Source organism: Polaromonas sp., from assembly GCF_039932935.1.
Lineage (GTDB): Bacteria > Pseudomonadota > Gammaproteobacteria > Burkholderiales > Burkholderiaceae_C > Polaromonas.
The window spans coordinates 1-16,853 of record NZ_JBDTPB010000049.1; the positions used below are offsets into that span (position 1 = coordinate 1).

At 61.0% G+C, this 16,853-nt stretch carries 15 protein-coding genes; 11 read left to right on the plus strand and 4 right to left on the minus strand.

Going from position 1 to position 16,853, the window contains the following annotated elements:
• The coding region (gene mdoH, locus ABI546_RS08860) for a glucans biosynthesis glucosyltransferase MdoH (RefSeq protein ID WP_348046165.1) at nt 1-1,462 on the plus strand (1,462 nt) is incomplete at its 5' end.
• A 127-nt stretch (nt 1,463-1,589) separates the two neighbouring features.
• Here mdoH and ffh read toward each other — a convergent pair.
• Complete coding sequence (gene ffh, locus ABI546_RS08865) at nt 1,590-2,948, minus strand: signal recognition particle protein (protein WP_348046167.1); 1,359 nt, start codon at nt 2,946-2,948, stop codon at nt 1,590-1,592.
• Nucleotides 2,949-3,037: 89 nt separating this feature from the next.
• Between ffh and ccsA the strand changes: the two genes are divergently transcribed.
• The 10 genes from ccsA (at nt 3,038) to ABI546_RS08915 (ending at nt 13,687) form a co-directional block, all read left to right on the plus strand.
• Entirely contained in the window at nt 3,038-3,838 is an 801-nt protein-coding gene (ccsA, locus tag ABI546_RS08870) for a cytochrome c biogenesis protein CcsA (protein ID WP_348046169.1), read from the plus strand.
• On the plus strand, nt 3,835-4,080 hold the full coding sequence (locus tag ABI546_RS08875; RefSeq protein ID WP_348046170.1) for a PP0621 family protein: 246 nt from the start codon (nt 3,835-3,837) through the stop codon (nt 4,078-4,080). The genes ccsA and ABI546_RS08875 overlap by 4 nt, the downstream gene beginning before the upstream one ends.
• Complete coding sequence (locus tag ABI546_RS08880) at nt 4,077-5,798, plus strand: ATP-binding protein (protein ID WP_348046172.1); 1,722 nt, start codon at nt 4,077-4,079, stop codon at nt 5,796-5,798. The genes ABI546_RS08875 and ABI546_RS08880 overlap by 4 nt, the downstream gene beginning before the upstream one ends.
• Nucleotides 5,795-7,252 carry a sigma-54 dependent transcriptional regulator gene (locus ABI546_RS08885; RefSeq protein ID WP_348046173.1) on the plus strand — a complete coding sequence of 486 codons (1,458 nt, stop codon included), beginning with the start codon at nt 5,795-5,797 and terminating at the stop codon, nt 7,250-7,252. The genes ABI546_RS08880 and ABI546_RS08885 overlap by 4 nt, the downstream gene beginning before the upstream one ends.
• Nucleotides 7,239-7,838 (plus strand): 1,6-anhydro-N-acetylmuramyl-L-alanine amidase AmpD, encoded by a 600-nt coding sequence (ampD, locus tag ABI546_RS08890; RefSeq protein WP_348046174.1) that lies wholly within the window; start codon nt 7,239-7,241, stop codon nt 7,836-7,838. The genes ABI546_RS08885 and ampD overlap by 14 nt, the downstream gene beginning before the upstream one ends.
• Before the next feature lie 438 nt (nt 7,839-8,276).
• Nucleotides 8,277-11,186: a ribonucleoside-diphosphate reductase subunit alpha gene (locus tag ABI546_RS08895; RefSeq protein ID WP_348046176.1), complete on the plus strand. Its 2,910-nt coding sequence runs from the start codon at nt 8,277-8,279 to the stop codon at nt 11,184-11,186.
• Nucleotides 11,187-11,343: 157 nt separating this feature from the next.
• Nucleotides 11,344-12,567, plus strand: a complete 1,224-nt coding sequence (locus ABI546_RS08900; protein WP_348046178.1) for a ribonucleotide-diphosphate reductase subunit beta — start codon at nt 11,344-11,346, stop codon at nt 12,565-12,567.
• A gap of 31 nt (nt 12,568-12,598) precedes the next feature.
• The gene (locus ABI546_RS08905) at nt 12,599-12,751 is read left to right on the plus strand and encodes a hypothetical protein (RefSeq protein WP_348046180.1); all 153 of its coding nucleotides are present in this window, start codon (nt 12,599-12,601) and stop codon (nt 12,749-12,751) included.
• A gap of 14 nt (nt 12,752-12,765) precedes the next feature.
• Nucleotides 12,766-13,230, plus strand: a complete 465-nt coding sequence (locus ABI546_RS08910; RefSeq protein ID WP_348046182.1) for a histone H1-like DNA-binding protein — start codon at nt 12,766-12,768, stop codon at nt 13,228-13,230.
• A 115-nt stretch (nt 13,231-13,345) separates the two neighbouring features.
• A complete protein-coding gene (locus tag ABI546_RS08915) occupies nt 13,346-13,687 on the plus strand; it encodes a DUF167 domain-containing protein (protein ID WP_348046184.1) in 342 nt (113 codons plus the stop codon).
• Nucleotides 13,688-13,777: 90 nt separating this feature from the next.
• On the opposite strand, the gene ABI546_RS08920 is transcribed toward ABI546_RS08915, so the two are convergent.
• The 3 genes from ABI546_RS08920 to prmA all read right to left on the minus strand — a co-directional run bounded on the left by ABI546_RS08920 (nt 13,778) and on the right by prmA (nt 16,760).
• Nucleotides 13,778-14,680, minus strand: coding sequence for a carbohydrate kinase family protein (locus ABI546_RS08920; protein WP_348046186.1), 903 nt, complete (start codon nt 14,678-14,680; stop codon nt 13,778-13,780).
• An 18-nt stretch (nt 14,681-14,698) separates the two neighbouring features.
• A complete protein-coding gene (locus tag ABI546_RS08925) occupies nt 14,699-15,796 on the minus strand; it encodes a DUF3426 domain-containing protein (RefSeq protein ID WP_348046188.1) in 1,098 nt (365 codons plus the stop codon).
• 73 nt (nt 15,797-15,869) lie between these two features.
• Nucleotides 15,870-16,760, minus strand: coding sequence for a 50S ribosomal protein L11 methyltransferase (gene prmA / locus ABI546_RS08930; RefSeq protein WP_348046190.1), 891 nt, complete (start codon nt 16,758-16,760; stop codon nt 15,870-15,872).
• Nucleotides 16,761-16,853 lie beyond the last annotated feature (93 nt).

A 16,853-nucleotide genomic window follows, 5' to 3' on the forward strand; every position in this document is an offset into this window, starting at 1 on the left:
CGTGCGCACCGTGTTCGCCGGCCTGCGCGCCACCTGCGAGTCGGTCGCGATGACCGGCCATGTGCAGAACTTTGACGTGTTCGTGCTGTCGGACAGCAACAACCCGGCCATCATCAAGGCCGAGCGCGCCGCGTGGGAAGACCTGCGCACGCAACTGGCCGGACACACTGACCAGCCGCAAATCGAGGTGTACTACCGCCTTCGCAAACGCCGCACCGACCGCAAGGCCGGCAATGTGGCCGACTTTTGCCGCCGCTGGGGCAATGACTACCGCTACATGGTGGTGCTGGACGCCGACAGCGTGATGAGCGGCGACTGCCTGGTCTCCATGGTCAAGCTGATGGAAGCCAACCCCAAGGCCGGCATCATCCAGACCGCCACCCAGGCCATCGGCCATGTCACGCTGCATGCGCGCGCGCAGCAGTTCGGCTCGCGAGTCACCGGCCGCCTGTTCACGCTGGGCATGCAGTTCTGGCAGATGGGCGAGTCGCACTACTGGGGCCACAACGCCATCATCCGCCTTGAGCCCTTCATGAAGCACTGCGCGCTGGCGCACATCAAGGGCACGGGCGGCATGGCCGGCAGCATCATGTCGCACGACTTTGTGGAAGCCGCGTTGATGCGCCGCGCCGGCTACCACGTCTGGCTGGTCGGCGACCTGGTAGGCAGCTATGAACAGCAGCCACCTGATTTGCTGGCCGAGCTGCAACGCGATCGCCGCTGGTGCCAGGGCAACCTGCAAAACTCCCGCCTCATTGCCGAGCCAGGCATCCACCCGGTGCACCGCTCCATGTTTGGCACCGGCGCCATGGCTTATCTGTCGGCGCCGCTGTGGCTGTGCTTTCTCACGCTGGGTACGGCGCTGTGGCTGTCGGGCTCACCCATGATTGCTGACTGGATGCTGCTGCCCGGCGAGTTAATGGCGCTCTGGGGATGGACGCTGTGCATGCTGTTCTTGCCGCGTGTCCTGGGGATCGTGGCCGTGCTGGTGAACCGCCAGCAACAGGCCTACGGCGGCACCGGCAGCCTGCTGCGCAGCGCCTTGCTCGAAACCCTGATCGCCCTGCTGCAGGCGCCTATCCGCATGCTGGCGCATTCGCTGTTTGTGGTGGTGGCCCTCACCGGCCTGAAGCTCGAATGGAAGTCGCCCCCGCGCGAAGCGGCCGCTGTGCCCTGGCGTCATGCGCTGGCGCAGCTGGCACCCATGTCAGGTGTGATCGTGCTGCTGGCCATCGGCATTGCCATGATCGACGCACGCGCGCTGGTCTGGCTGATCCCTGTGGGCCTGCCGCTGCTTCTGGCGATTCCGATGACGGTGCTCACCAGCAAGGTCGGCGTGGGCACGGCCCTGCGCGCGCAAAACTACCTGCTGATTCCGGAAGAAACCCGCTCGCCTGCGGTGTTGCGGCGCGCCTGGCTGCATGCGAGCCGGCTGGCCAAGCCGCGACTGAAAGCAGCCTGAGGAGCTTCAAAACCCACAAAAAAAGCCGCTCAATGCGGCTTTTTTATGTTGGACTTGCTATTGATTCAATAGCTGGTTGCGCCCATCAATATTGGGCTGCAGGCCTTTTTTTCTTAAAACGCCTTTATCAGAACTTGGGCATGCCCTTCATGCCGCCCATGCGCTTCATCATCTTCATCATGCCGCTGCCCTTCATCTTTTTCATCATGCCCTGCATCTGCTCAAACTCGTTGAGCAGGCGGTTGACCTCCTGAACGTGCACGCCGGACCCGGCGGCAATGCGCCGCTTGCGGGTGGCTTTGATGAGTTCGGGCTTGCGTCGCTCCAGCGGTGTCATGCTCTGGATGATGCCTTCCTTGCGCTTGATGTCTTTCTCGGCTTTGTCCATGTCGACCTGGCCGGCCTTGGCGGCCATCTGCGCGGGCAATTTATCGAGCAAGCTGGACAATCCACCCATGTTTTTCATCTGCTGCAGCTGGCTCAGGAAATCATTGAGGTCAAAGCCGTCGCCGGACTTGATCTTGGCCGCGAGCTTCTGGGCGGAAGCCATGTCCACCCCGGCGGCCACCTGCTCGACCAGTGCCACGATGTCGCCCATGCCGAGGATGCGCCCGGCGTGGCGCTCGGCATCGAACACTTCCAGCCCATCAATCTTCTCGCTGGTGCCCGAGAACTTGATGGGGGCACCGGTAATTTGCCGCACGCTCAGCGCCGCGCCGCCGCGCGAATCGCCGTCGGTCTTGGTCAGGATGATGCCGGTAAGAGGCAACGCCTCCTTGAATGCCTTGGCGGTGTTGACCGCGTCCTGTCCCTGCATGGCGTCGACCACGAAGAGGGTTTCGACCGGGTTCAGGATGGCATGCAGCTCCTTGATCTCGGCCATCAGGGCTTCGTCGATGGCCAGCCGGCCGGCCGTGTCGACCAGCAGCACGTCGAAGAAATGCTTGCGGGCGTAGTCAATGGCGGCGCGGGCGATGTCGGCCGGTTTCTGATCGGGCGTGCTGGGGAACCATTCGGCACCGGCCTGTTTGGTCACGGTTTTGAGCTGCTCGATGGCCGCCGGGCGGTAAACGTCGCCGGACACGGTCAGCACTTTCTTCTTGCGCTTTTCAATCAGGTGCTTGGCCAGCTTGGCGGTCGTGGTGGTTTTACCTGCGCCCTGCAGGCCTGCCATCAGGATGACCGCGGGCGGCTGGGCCGCCAGGTTGATGTCGCTCACGCCTTCGCCCATGGTCGCCGCCAATTCGCGGTTGACGATGCCGACCAGCGCCTGCCCGGGCGACAGCGATCCCATCACCTCCTGGCCGAGGGCCTTGTCCTTGACGCGGGCAATGAAGTCGCGCACCACGGGCAGGGCCACGTCGGCCTCCAGCAGCGCCATGCGCACCTCGCGCAGCATGTCCTGCACATTGGATTCGGTGATGCGGGCCTGGCCTCGCATTTCCTTGACGAGGCGGGATAACTTGTCGGTAAGGGCTGAGGCCATGAGAGGGCTCCACGAGCGTGGCGCAGTTAGGTGGAAAAGAAGAGAGCCGCAAAGGCTGCCAGAAAGGCGGTAAAGGCTAAACTCTAGCCATGATTTTAGCTTTGAGCGACTGGTGGGGTCTTGCGGCAGCAGCCAGCGCCGCCATCGCCTACGCAGCATTGGCGCTGGCTTCCCCGCGCCTGGGCGCCGCCACTGTCCGCGGTCTGCTGCTGGCCGCCTGGCTGCTGCATGCTCTTGCGCTGGCTGACGGACTTCTGGGCGAGCCGCCGCGCTTTGGCTTTGCACCCGCGCTTTCCATGACGGTCTGGCTGGTCCTGACCGTCTACGCCATCGAAAGCCGCCTGTTTCCCCAGCTGCAGGCCCATTGGGCGCTGGCCGGCCTGGGCAGCGCCGCGGTCGTCCTGACCGTCATTTTCCCCGGCACCACTTACCACGCCATCGCGTCCCCGTGGCTGCCGCTGCACTGGGCCCTCGGCATCGCGTCCTATGGGCTGTTTGCCGCCGCTGTGGTGCACGGCTGGTTGATGACGCGCTCCGAGCGGTCTATCCGGCTGGCCGCACAAACCGACGCGGGCGTGCCGCTGCTGACGCTGGAGCGGCTCACCTTCCGTTTTGTGGAGGCGGGCTTTGTGTTGCTGTCCGCCACGCTTTTTGTGGGTTGGCTGTTCGCCGAAACGCTTTACGGGCCGGGCCTGGCCTGGAAGTGGAACCATAAAACCGTGTTTTCGGTGTTGGCCTGGCTGACCTTTGCCGGCCTGCTGATTGGCAGGGCCCGACTGGGCTGGCGCGGCCGCAAAGCGGTCCGTGTCCTGTACCTGGGTTCCGGCCTGCTGTTGCTCGGCTATGCCGGATCCCGCTTCGTGCTTGAAGTCATCCTGAGGCGCGCATGAAATATTTGCTGGTTGCTGCGCTTGTTCTGGTGGTGTTCTGGCTTTGGCGCCACAACCGCGATGCCGAGAGAAATGACGCGGCCGCCGCCCGCCCCTTTGCGGCGCCGACCCGTGAAACCGCCGTTGCGGAGATGGTCGCATGCGACATTTGCCATGTGCACCTGCCCAAGCCCGACGCGCTGACAAGCGGCAAGGGCATCTATTGCAGTGAGGCACATCGCCGGCAGGCGGGGGTCAAGTGAGCACCCCATCCCACTGGTTTGAGTCGGGAGACAAGAACTCAGGGGTATGGGAAACCGCTTCCGAGACAGGCTCTTTTGGGCGCCTGTGGCGCGTCTTCATGACGGCCCGCGTGACCATCGCCACGGTGCTCGTCATTCTGCAAGCGGTCATTTATGCATTGGGCAGTATCACCAACCGCTGGTCCATCGCTGTGTGCCTGGCCTACCTCTGTGCCACGCTGGCCGTGCGGGTCTGGGCCAAGCCGCGGCCCCCTGGAAGCACCTTTGACGCCCAGTGGGCTCTGACCATTGGCGTAGACGTCATCACGTTCTCCGCACTCAATGCGCTGCAATCGAGCGGCATCAACTACACGCCCTTGTTTGCGCTGCCGGTGCTTCTCGCGTCCATCCTCGGGCCGATTTTGCTGGCCTTCGGAACGGCTGCCAGCGTGACCCTGCTGTTGCTGGTCGACGCCTGGTGGACCTCGCTGCAGCTGATGGGCGACTTGAATGCACGCTTTCTCCAGGCAGGGCTGAGTGGTTCCGGATTTTTCCTGGTCGCGCTGCTGGCCAACCATCTGGCGCTGCGCCTGGCACGTGAAGAACAACTCGCAAAACGCAGCCAATCCGCTGCACGCATGCAGACGCAGGTGAACGAGCTGGTCATTGAAACATTGGCTGACGGTGTGCTGGTTGTCGATATCAATGGCATAGTCCGCTCCGCCAATCCTGCCGCCAGGCGCCTTCTCGGAGCCAGGGACGTGGTTCGCAGCGCACCGTTCATTCTTGTCATGGAGACAGCCTGGCTGCCCCTGGCCGAGATGATGCACAGCACGTTCAGCACACAAGCTCCCCAGGAAGCAGATGTCGGCCTTAAATACGCAAACAGCAATACTCGAAGGCTTCACGTCCGCACACGCCTTGCGTCCTCCCGCAGCGGCAACCATGAAAGCCTTTGTGTGATGTTCCTGGAAGATCTGCGTGAAATGGAAGCCCGCGTGAGGACCGAAAAAATGGCGGCCATGGGCCGCATGTCGGCCGCCGTGGCACACGAAATCAGGAACCCCCTGGCCGCCATCTCACAGGCCAACGCTTTGCTGGAAGAGGATTTGCAGGACGAAACGCACCGCCAGCTCACGGCCATGATCCGCCAAAACGCGCAGCGCCTGGCCAGAATCGTCGATGAGGTACTGAATATCTCACGCGCCCAGGCACACCTGCCCTCACCGCAAACCACCACGCTGGCGCTGGATGACACCGCACAAAGGATTGCGACGGACTGGGCAGAGCAGGCCGCGGCGACCGGGCGCATGCAGATCGCCGCGGACTCCGGCAATGCCGTGGTGTGTTTTGAACCCGAGCACCTGCGGCGCTTGATGATCAATCTGCTGGACAACGCCTTGCGCTATGCCAGCATGTCCGAACGGGCTATTGAAGTGTCGACCCAACTCGTTACGCCCGGCCAAGCGCGTCTGTCGGTCTGGAGTGATGGCCAGCCCATGGAGCAAACCGTGCAGACGCATCTGTTCGAGCCGTTTTTCTCGTCTGAAAGCCGTTCCAGCGGACTGGGCCTGTACATCTGCCGCGAGTTATGCGAACGCTACGGCGCCTTGATTGGCTATCAGCGCGTGCAACGCGGCGGCGTTGACGGCAATGAATTTTTTGTCATATTCGGGCCATCCGGCGTGCCGCTGAGCTTGCCCGCCGCTTCTTTTGCCACAATGGCCTCTGAACCATGAGCACCCCCGGCCCCGTTCCCCAACAAGCCCGCATCCTCGTGATCGACGACGAGCCGGACCTGCGCACCCTGTATGAGCTGACGCTGCTCAGGGAGGGGTATCGGGTAGAGGCGGCGGGCGATCTTCTGCAAGCCCGCGAACAGCTCAAGGCGCACCGCTTCGACGCGGTGATCACCGACATGCGTCTTCCCGACGGTCTGGGTCTCGAGTTGCTGCGCGATATGGTCGACCAGCAGAGGCCCGAACGGTGCGTAGTGATTACGGCCCACGGCTCGGCCGAAAATGCGGTGGAAGCCCTCAAGGCTGGTGCCTTTGACTACCTCACCAAACCGGTGGATCTGAAGCAGTTCCGCAGCGTTGTGGCATCTGCCGTGCAAGGCAGCAGGCAACCCGCCGCCGCCCCCAGAAGTGACCGGAACGCCTCCGAGCCGGGCATGGCATTTTCTTCTGCGCATGCGCAACAAAAAAACGGGGACGGAGCCTTGATCCTGCAGCGGCTGGTGGGCGAATCAGCCGTCATGCGCGCTGTGAAGTCGCGCATCGTCAAAGTGGCCGGGAGCATGGCTCCTGTCCTCATTCAGGGCGAGTCGGGCACAGGCAAAGAGCTCGTTGCACGGGCCGTGCATGCGTGCAGCCACCGCGCAGCCGGGCCTTTTGTCGCCGTCAATTGCAGCGCCATCCCGGAGAACCTTCTTGAAGCGGAATTTTTTGGTGCCCGCAAAGGCGCCTACACCGGATCAGCACAGGACCGGCAAGGCTATTTCCAGGCGGCCAAGGGCGGGACCCTGTTTCTCGATGAAATCGGTGATCTGCCGCTGGCCATGCAGTCCAAGCTTCTGCGAGCCATTCAGGAGCGCACCGTCAGGCCCCTGGGCTCGCCGCAGGAAGATACGGTAGACGTACGCATCGTCAGCGCGACGCACAAAAACCTGGCGGCAGAAGCCCAGGAGGGGACCTTTCGCCAGGATCTTTATTACCGGCTCAACGTGATTGAAATTGCCGTGCCTGCGCTGCGCGAACGAAGGGAAGATCTGCCAGCCCTGTGCAACGCCCTGCTTTCCAGAATCTGCCAGGAATCGGGGTTCAAGATGCCCGAACTGACTGAGTCCGTGATGGAACAGCTGCAATGCCGGCCTTTCAACGGCAATGTCCGGGAGCTGGAGAACATCCTGCATCGGGCCGTGGCGCTCGGTGAAGGAAACGCCCTGCATTTCGACGCACCGGCCGAAGCCCACGTTGCTATTCCAGAAAACCTGCAAGACTACCTGGACGGACAGGAGAGAAACATCCTGACCAAGGTGTTGCTGGAAACCGGGTTCAACCGTACGGCGGCGGCCGCCAAATTGGGCCTGAGCCTTCGTCAGATCCGCTATCGCATTGCCCGCCTGAATATTGCAACCCCCGGCAACGACGACCTTGCCGAGGGGCTTGACGCTGCCGATGATCCAGCCTGACAGCAGCCACGCCCTTACGCCGCCTTTATGGCAAAACGGCTGGTACCGTTACGCGCGTGCGCTGGCCTCGCCCAATTTCGGTTCACGCCCCCACGGCGCGCAAATCGACCTGGTCGTCATTCATTCGATCAGCCTGCCGCCCGGCGAGTTTGGCAACGGCAACGTCCAGCGCCTTTTTACCAATGAGCTTGACTGGGAGGCACACCCTTACTTCCAGGGCATTCGCGGCCTGCAGGTTTCTTCGCACTTCTTTATCACCCGTACCGGCGCGCTGTGGCAGTTTGTGAGCTGCGACGACCGCGCGTGGCATGCCGGAGAATCCAGTTACCGCGGCCGCGCCAATTGCAACGACGACTCGATCGGTATCGAGCTGGAAGGCCTTGAAGGAAATACCTTTGAGGCGCCCCAGTATGAAACCCTCGGTGGGCTGTGCGCCACTTTGCTCCAGGCCTATCCCATCGCGCACATTGCGGGACATGAGCACATCGCACCCGGACGAAAGCAGGATCCGGGTCCTGGCTTTGACTGGCCATTGCTGAAAAACCCATTGTCATTACCGGCTAGGTGTTTTCCCCAAAACACTTAGGCGATTGAAGCCGCCAGGCTCTTTCACACCGTACGTCTGGCTTTAAATATTCTGGTTATTTTTACCGCACTGGAATGTGCGGCAGCTCAAGCCGCGTGCCTGTGTGACATCCGCCGCAGCACCTCATCAGCGGCCGCAAGCCTTCATGCTTCGCGGCTTCGCATGGCAAATGCACCGTCGTCAATGCCGTGCCCATGCATCGAAATGGCGCATAAAAAAGCCACAAAACGTAACGGTCAATTAAGACAGCGATACACTACCTGTAGTGGCTTGTATTCCCCCAGTACCCTAGGTATAGTGTCTAAGCCCTAATTCAGTTTGACGTAATTCGGGTCAGGAAATGAAGGAGCAGGTTGATAGGCCTGTGCAATACCTCAAGATGTCCAGAGACCCCGAACAGCACGTCAAACCACCCACAAAACAAGCAAAGAGGAAGTCATGCAAACAGCACAACACGCGGTGCCCGTCACGTCGAGCGTTCTGGCAAGCAGCCCAGCAACCGGCGATACCAACGCGCAAAGCAACCCGCTCGCTCACTACCAGATCATCCGTCGCAATGGCGGCGTGGTGCCTTTCGAGCCTAACAAAATTGCCGTGGCCATGATGAAAGCCTTCCTGGCCGTGCACGGCACGCAGGGCGCAGCTTCGGCCAGCGTCCGCGAAACGGTTGACGGCCTGACCCAGGCGGTCATCCGCGCGCTGATGCGTTCGCGTCCTGGCGGTGGAACCTTTCATATAGAAGACGTGCAGGACCAGGTCGAACTCGGCCTGATGCGCGGCGGCCACCACGAGATTGCCCGTGCCTATGTGCTGTACCGCGAAAAACGAACGCAAGAGCGTGCGCGCCAGCCGCAAACCCAGACGCCCGCAGCGCCGCTGCTGCACGTCACTGACCGCGGCAATCGCGTTGCCCTGGACGTTCGTAACCTGCAGGCCCTGATCGAAGCCTCCTGCGCCAACCTGGGTGCCGACATCAAGCCGGACCCGATCGTTGCGGAAACGATGCGCAACCTCTACGACGGCGTGCCCATCGACGAGGTCTACAAGGCGTCCATCCTGGCGGCGCGCACCCTGATCGAAAAAGACCCTGACTACACCTACGCCACCGCACGCCTGCTGATGCACACCATCCGCCGGGAAGTGCTGGGCGAGGAAGTCAGCCAGGAAGACATGGCGATCCGCTATGCCGAATACTTCCCGCAGTTCATCGCCAAAGGCGTGCAAAACGAATTGCTCGACGAAAAGCTGCAGCAGTTCGACCTGGCCCGTCTGGGCGCTGCGCTCAAACCCGAGCGCGACCTGAAATTTGACTACCTCGGCCTGCAGACGCTGTTTGACCGCTACTTCCTGCACGTGCGCAAGCAGCGCATCGAGCTGCCCCAGGCTTTCTTCATGCGCGTGGCCATGGGCTTGTCGCTGAACGAAATCAATCGCGAAGAGCGCGCGATCGAGTTCTACGAAATCCTGTCGTCCTTCGACTTCATGTCGAGCACGCCGACCCTGTTCAACGCCGGCACCCTGCGTTCGCAGCTGTCGTCCTGCTACCTGACCACGGTCGCCGACGACCTGGGCGGCATTTACGACGCCATCAAGGAAAACGCCCTGCTGTCCAAATTTGCCGGCGGTCTGGGCAATGACTGGACGCCTGTGCGCGCCCTGGGCGCCCATATCAAGGGCACCAACGGCGAATCGCAAGGCGTCGTGCCTTTCCTGAAGGTGGTCAATGACACGGCAGTTGCCGTCAACCAGGGCGGCAAGCGCAAGGGCGCTGTCTGCGCCTACCTGGAAACCTGGCACCTGGATATTGAAGAGTTCCTGGAACTGCGCAAGAACACCGGCGACGACCGCCGCCGCACGCACGACATGAACACCGCCAACTGGATTCCCGACCTCTTTATGCGTCGCGTGATGGAAAAGGGCAGCTGGACGCTGTTCTCGCCGTCCGACACGCCCGACCTGCACGACAAGTTCGGCAAGGACTTCGAGAAAATCTACACCGCCTACGAAGCCAAGGCCGAGCGCGGCGAGATCAAGCCTTCCCGCAAGCTGCAGGCCACCGACATGTGGCGCAAGATGCTGTCGATGCTGTTTGAAACCGGCCATCCCTGGATCACCTTCAAGGATGCCTGCAATGTGCGCTCTCCGCAGCAGCACGCCGGTGTCGTGCACTCGTCCAACCTGTGCACCGAAATCACGCTCAACACCAGCGACACCGAAACCGCCGTCTGCAACCTCGGCTCAGTCAACCTCGTCCAGCACTTGAAGGACGGCGCAGTCGACCACGAGAAGCTCAAGAAAACCATCACCACGGCCATGCGCATGCTGGACAACGTGATCGACATCAACTACTACGCCGTGCAGAAGGCGCGCGACTCCAACCTGCGGCATCGCCCGGTCGGCCTGGGCCTGATGGGCTTTCAGGATTGCCTGTATGAGCTGCGCGTGCCTTACGCGTCCCAGGCTGCCGTCGAATTTGCCGACACCTCCATGGAAGCCATCTGCTACTACGCCTACTGGGCCTCCACCGAACTGGCCAAAGAACGCGGCCAGTACGCGAGCTACAAAGGCTCGCTGTGGGACCAGGGCATCTTGCCGCTGGACACCCTGGACATGCTGGCCAAAGAGCGCGGCGGCTACGTTGAAGTTGACCGCTCCGCCACCCTCGACTGGAATTCCCTGCGCAGCAAGATTGCCAGGGACGGCATGCGCAACTCCAACTGCGTGGCCATTGCACCAACCGCGACCATCTCCAACATCATTGGCGTGGACGCCTGCATCGAGCCCTGCTTTGGCAACCTCTCGGTCAAATCCAACCTGTCCGGCGAGTTCACGGTGATCAACCATTATCTGGTCGAAGACCTGAAGCGGCTCGGCTTGTGGGATGAAGTCATGGTGGTGGATCTCAAGCACTTTGACGGCTCGCTGCGCCCCATCGATCGTGTACCGAACGACATCAAGGCTTTGTACGCCACCGCGTTCGAGGTGGAAACGTCCTGGCTGGTCGAAGCCGCGGCGCGACGCCAGAAGTGGATTGACCAGGCACAGTCACTCAATATCTACATGGCGGGCGCATCGGGCAAGAAGCTTGACGACACCTACAAACTGGCCTGGATTCGCGGCCTGAAAACCACCTATTACCTGCGCACGCAGAGCGCGACACATGCAGAGAAGTCAACGGTTCAGGCCGGCAAGCTCAACTCGGTTGCGTCCGGGAACACCAGTGACACCGGGAGCATGAACGCCCTGGATGCAGCCGCAGCTGTCGCGCGTGCACAGATGAATTCAGTCCCGGCGACCGACATCAAGTTCTGCGCGATTGACGATCCTGGCTGCGAGGCCTGCCAATAAAAAACAATGAATCGCGCGATGAAAATTTCTCGCGCGATTCATGGCAAAACCCATGCAGAACTCGATGTAATTGAGCAACAAAATTCACGGTGATGTGAATGAACACTTTTCATTTTTCATCGCTGCTTTCATAATCCCAAAGTATTGGAAACCTCACATGTTGACCTGGGACGAAGAAGTCAAACCATCTTTGCAAACATCTCACAACAGCGGCCTGCCTGAAGGCCGCTCGATGGAACTTCCGCCTCTTTCTTTAAACACCGCCGAGCAACCCCAAGCGCAAGTGCGCATGCTCAACGACGGCGCGTTCACACCTGCGCAAGCTGCAGCCCCTTCGGCTCCTGCCGCCGCACCCGCCAAGGCGCAGCGCGTCAAGGCCTCCGACAAGCGAATCATCAACGGCCAGACCGACGTCAACCAGCTGGTGCCGTTTAAATACAAATGGGCCTGGGAGAAATACCTTGCCACCTGCGCCAACCACTGGATGCCGCAGGAAGTGAACATGACGCGCGACATCGCGCTCTGGAAAGACCCGAACGGCTTGACCGAAGACGAACGCCGTCTGGTGAAGCGCAACCTGGGTTTCTTCGTGACCGCCGACTCCCTGGCTGCCAACAACATCGTGCTGGGCACCTACCGCCACATCACGGCGCCTGAATGCCGCCAGTTTCTGCTGCGCCAGGCTTTTGAGGAAGCCATCCACACCCATGCTTACCAGTACATCACTGAGTCGCTGGGCCTGGACGAGGCCGAGATCTTCAACGCCTACAACGAAGTCCAGTCCATCAGGGACAAGGACCAGTTCCTGATCCCCTTCATTGAAGCGATCTCCGATCCGCACTTCAAGACCGGCACCACCGAGACCGACCAAACCCTGCTCAAGTCGCTGATCGTTTTTGCCTGCCTGATGGAAGGCCTGTTCTTCTATGTGGGCTTCACACAGATTCTGGCACTGGGCCGCCAGAACAAGATGACCGGCGCCGCCGAGCAATACCAGTACATCCTGCGCGACGAGTCGATGCACTGCAACTTCGGCATCGACCTGATCAACCAGCTCAAGCTCGAAAATCCCCATCTCTGGACCGCCGAGTTCAAGGCAGAGATCAAGGCCTTGTTCATGAAAGCCGTTGAACTCGAGTACCGTTACGCCGAAGACACCATGCCCCGCGGCGTGCTCGGCCTCAATGCCTCCATGTTCAAGGGCTACCTCCGTTACATCGCCAATCGCCGCGCCACGCAGATCGGACTTGAAACTCTCTTCCCCAACGAGGAGAATCCGTTCCCATGGATGAGCGAAATGATCGACCTGAAAAAAGAGCGTAACTTTTTTGAAACCCGTGTGATCGAGTACCAATCCGGTGGTGCCCTTTCCTGGGATTGATTGACCAGAAAAATACGCGAGACAAGCAACAATGATTTCAAGAATTGCAAAGACCAGTGACGCTACCGAAGAGTGCGCGTTGGGCTTTGCTCCTGTGTTCGCGGCGCTGGGCCCGGTTTATCCGCAGCCCAACGCCGTGAATCGCTTTACGTACTCCAACCGTGAAGTGCTCTTTGCAACGTGATCAAGGAGAAAACTATGGCAACTGCGAAAAAAACTGCGGCTAAAAAAGCTGCTCCAAAGAAAGCCCCTGCTAAAAAAGTAGCGGCTAAGAAGGCTCCTGCGAAAAAGGCAGCAGCGAAAAAAGCGCCGGCTAAAAAAGCTCCAGCGAAAAAAGTAGCGGCTAAGAAGCCAGCTGCGAAAAAATCGCCAGCTAAAAAGGCCCCAGCGAAAAAAGTAGCGGCCAAAAAGCCAGCTGCGAAAAAAGCTGCCGCGAAGAAGCCGGCTGCCAAGAAGGTAGCGAAGAAGGTAGCGAAGAAACCAGCGGCCAAGAAAGCCGCTGCGAAGAAGCCTGCCGCCAAGAAAGCAGCGAAAAAGCCCGCTGCGAAGAAAGCCGCGAAAAAACCCGCTGCCAAAGCACCTGCTGCACCGGCTGCCCCTGCGGCTCAGACTACTCTGAACCCGCAAGCTGCCTGGCCGTTTCCAACAGCCAGCAAGCCGTAAGCAGTAAGGTATTTCTGCTTAGAGCCCGATATCGAAAGATGTCGGGCTTTTTTCATGCCTGAGTCGAATAATGACCAGCCCCTTGCTGCGCCCCTGCCTTGAGTCATCCCCCGTCATGAATCCGCTTTCCGCATTACCCGAGCAACCCTTTTTGCATCGGGAAAAGAATGGTGATGTCCTGATGGACATTCACGTGGTACCCAACGCCGCCAGAACCATGGTGACGGGTCTGTATGGCGAAACGGGCCAGTTGGCGCTGCGATTGCGGTTGCACGCCCCGCCAGTAGATGGCAAAGCCAATCAGGCGCTGTTGAAATGGCTGGCCGGCTACCTTGGCGTTCCACAGCATGCGGTCACACTGGCTCGCGGCGACACTTCAAGACGCAAGCAGTTACGCATCAGCGCCGCAGCGGCAAGCCAGGCTAGGTGGAGTGAACTGCTGAAAGCCCTTGCGTAGTCGCTGCCATGGGCGCGACACCAAAACATCGCGCGGGCAAAACACGGACCGCTATTGATTTAATAGCTGCTTGCGCCCGTCCGGCTTAGGCTAGCCGTTAATTTGCTTGGAACTCAGCGTGTAGTTCTGGCCGCCGCGTGTTGCGATCTTGTGTGCGCCCACGCGGTTACCCAGCGCGGCGCAGCGGTCAAGCGCCCATCCTTTTTCCAAGCCAAACAGCAAGGCACCCCGGAAAGCATCGCCACATCCTGTCGGGTCGACCACCGCTTCGGCCTTCACCGGTGGCACCAGGGTCTTCTCACCGCCTATCCAGACTTCGCAGCCTTCGGCGCCCAGCGTCACCACCAGGCCCTGCACCCGCCGCGACAATTCAGCGCAAGACAGGCCCGTGCGGTCGCACAGCATTTTGGCTTCGTAATCATTGACGGTGACCCAGGTCGCCAACTCGACAAAATGCGAGAGCTCCTTGCCGTCAAACATCGGCAGACCCTGGCCTGGATCAAAGACAAACGGAATGCCGGCCGCCTTGAATTGCTCGGCGTGCTGCAGCATGGCATCGCGGCCGTCGGGCGAAATGATGCCCAGCTTGATGTCATCACGCGCCTCAATGCGGGTGATGTGGGCTTGCATCATGGCGCCTGGGTGGAAGGCCGTGATCTGGTTGTTGTCGCGGTCGGTCATGATCATCGCCTGGGCGGTATAGGTGTCGCCCACCTGCCGCACAAACTCGGTACTGACGCCCAGGGTCTTCATGCGTTCCACATACTCGGCGCCGTCGCTGCCGACCGTGGCCATAGGCAAGGGCTTGCCGCCAAGCTGCTGCAGGCTGTAGGCGATGTTGCCGGCACAGCCGCCGAATTCACGGCGCAAAGCCGGGACCAGAAATGACACGTTCAGGATATGCAGCTGATCGGGCAGAATCTGCTCCGAAAAACGGCCCTCAAAGGTCATGATGGTGTCAAACGCCAAAGAGCCACAAATAACAGCAGACATTCAGTTCTCTCGTTTCAATCAGGGGTAAAAAACCAGGACACGGTAACCCGCAACCCGCAAGGGAGCAGCCGGCGCGGAAGACGGTGAAGACGCTGGGGAAAGCCCCGCGTCTGCGGATATTTTCATGATGACCATGGCGGGCAGCTCTGCACGGACGGCAAGGGTCGGTGACTTGGCGCCGAATTGTGCCGGCGCCAGAATGCGGCGCACCACGGCCTGGTCCTGGGTATCGGTCAGGGTCACTTCCAGGGAAGGTATTTCGAGAGGCGTTACCCCCGTGTTTTTGAGCGTGAAGCTCAGACGATACGCATCTGGCCCGATGCGGTTGAACGTCGAGCTGTCAATGACCACGGACTCAATATGCCTCGGCGCGCGGATGTCGCAGTGCAGCTGGCCGCAAATGGCCTGAAGCCCCGGCACGAGTCGGGGCTCCAGCGCGGCCAATGTATCTCTTTGCTGGACAGCCCATTGCAATACCAGCACGGCCAGCAACACCAGAGACGACAGCGCCAGGGCCCATCGGGTCAGCGGTCTCCGCCAGAAAGCCTTGCGCTTGGCTTCGCGCACAAAAGAAACATCGTGTTCCACGCGTGAATCCGGCATGTCCGAATCCACGTCCGAATAGGCAAAGCTGGAATCGTCCTCGACCGCGGGGCGCATCACCGCAGAACGGCGGGCTGAAGATTCTTGCGGCAACACGCTGTCGGGCAGTTCCAGCGGATCGTGCTGCCGCTCCTGTTGCGCGCGCTTCCATCGTCCCGGGTCAAAGTCAGCCGCACTGTCCTGCGCTTCGGCAAAACCCGCACTGGAAGGCCGCAGCGGGACCCTGTCGGCAAACGATCTGGCTGGCGCCCACTCCTGCGGGTCCGGCGCGGCCGCGACCTGTGGCGGCGGGCTGGGCGGCATGGATGCCGGCAAAGGCATCGGCTCGGTGTCGGCCACCGGAGTCGGCAGGGGGAGGTCGAGCGATGCCATGTCTCGCGGCAACAGATGCGCGGACGCATCGAAGACATTGGCACAATGCCCGCATCGCACCCAGCCTTGTGAGACTTTGAGTTGGTCGGTCACGACTTTGAACATCGTGCCACATGCGGGGCAGCGCGTAATCAGGCTCATTTAGCGCTGTATTGTAGGGGTCGCGACACACGTGATGGCCGGTAAAAACCGCCATGCGCGGCGGCCGGCCAGCCTAGAAGCTGGCGGTCATCAGGATCCAGCCTTCTTGCGCATCGTGCACCGTGAGCTGGCAATAGGGCGCGTAGGCTTCTTTCAGCTCTTCGGCCTGACGGTCCAGAATGCCGGCGAGCACAAGGTGGCCGCCCTTTTCGACATGCGCGCACAGCAAAGGCGCCAACACTTTGAGCGGCGTGGCGAGGATGTTGGCCAGCACGGTCTGATATCGGCCGGACGCCTTGTCGGGCAAGCCCGCATTGAGCGCCACGTGGTTGGCTTCGGCATTGGCGCGCGTCGACTCCACGGCGGCCGGGTCGATATCGACAGCGTCGATGTCCAGCGCGCCGAACTTCGCTGCGCCAATGGCCAGGATGCCGGAGCCGCAGCCGTAGTCCAGGACGCGGCCCAGATCTTTTCCCGCCGAGCCCTGGCTGGCAATCCAGCGCAGGCACATGCGTGTTGTTGGATGGGTCCCCGTGCCGAAGGCCAGGCCAGGGTCCAGGCGAATCACCTGTTTTGCCTCGACAGGCGGCTCATGCCAGGTCGGCACGATCCAGAACTCAGGCGTGATGTCCACCGGCGTGAACTGCGATTGCGTCAGGCGCACCCAGTCCTGCTCGGGCACTGGCTGAACAGCAACCACGCTGCAGCCCGCAAAGAAATCCTGCGCCGCCAGCACGCCGGCCGCGTCGCGCGCCAGAGCTTCGGTGGCAAACAGCGACACAACGCGCGAACGCTCCCAGCCTGGCTTGGGCGGCGGCATGCCAGGTTCACCGAACAAGGCCTGCTCAGCCGGCGTCTGCGCGTCGGCATCTTCCACCGACACGCTGAGCGCATCGAGCGCGTCCAGCGCCTCGCTCAGAGTTTCGACTTCGTCGACGGGAGCCAGCAGGATCAGTTCAAACATTGTTTATCACCAGTTGTACGCCCAATGTATGCAGGCATCCGTTCAAGCAGGGGCCGCGGGACTGGCTTAGCCAGACCGCAGGCGCAGCGACCC

What these genes read in the sequence shown, in the direction of transcription:
- ABI546_RS08875 (WP_348046170.1), top strand. Translation starts at nt 3,835, where the DNA reads ATGAAATATTTGCTGGTTGCTGCGCTTGTTCTGGTGGTGTTCTGGCTT.
- ABI546_RS08900 (WP_348046178.1), top strand. Translation starts at nt 11,344, where the DNA reads ATGTTGACCTGGGACGAAGAAGTCAAACCATCTTTGCAAACATCTCAC.
- prmA (WP_348046190.1), bottom strand. Translation starts at nt 16,760, where the DNA reads ATGTTTGAACTGATCCTGCTGGCTCCCGTCGACGAAGTCGAAACTCTG.
- ABI546_RS08885 (WP_348046173.1), top strand. Translation starts at nt 5,795, where the DNA reads ATGAGCACCCCCGGCCCCGTTCCCCAACAAGCCCGCATCCTCGTGATC.
- ABI546_RS08905 (WP_348046180.1), top strand. Translation starts at nt 12,599, where the DNA reads ATGATTTCAAGAATTGCAAAGACCAGTGACGCTACCGAAGAGTGCGCG.
- ABI546_RS08925 (WP_348046188.1), bottom strand. Translation starts at nt 15,796, where the DNA reads ATGAGCCTGATTACGCGCTGCCCCGCATGTGGCACGATGTTCAAAGTC.
- ccsA (WP_348046169.1), top strand. Translation starts at nt 3,038, where the DNA reads ATGATTTTAGCTTTGAGCGACTGGTGGGGTCTTGCGGCAGCAGCCAGC.
- ABI546_RS08920 (WP_348046186.1), bottom strand. Translation starts at nt 14,680, where the DNA reads ATGTCTGCTGTTATTTGTGGCTCTTTGGCGTTTGACACCATCATGACC.
- ABI546_RS08910 (WP_348046182.1), top strand. Translation starts at nt 12,766, where the DNA reads ATGGCAACTGCGAAAAAAACTGCGGCTAAAAAAGCTGCTCCAAAGAAA.
- ABI546_RS08895 (WP_348046176.1), top strand. Translation starts at nt 8,277, where the DNA reads ATGCAAACAGCACAACACGCGGTGCCCGTCACGTCGAGCGTTCTGGCA.
- ffh (WP_348046167.1), bottom strand. Translation starts at nt 2,948, where the DNA reads ATGGCCTCAGCCCTTACCGACAAGTTATCCCGCCTCGTCAAGGAAATG.
- ampD (WP_348046174.1), top strand. Translation starts at nt 7,239, where the DNA reads ATGATCCAGCCTGACAGCAGCCACGCCCTTACGCCGCCTTTATGGCAA.
- ABI546_RS08915 (WP_348046184.1), top strand. Translation starts at nt 13,346, where the DNA reads ATGAATCCGCTTTCCGCATTACCCGAGCAACCCTTTTTGCATCGGGAA.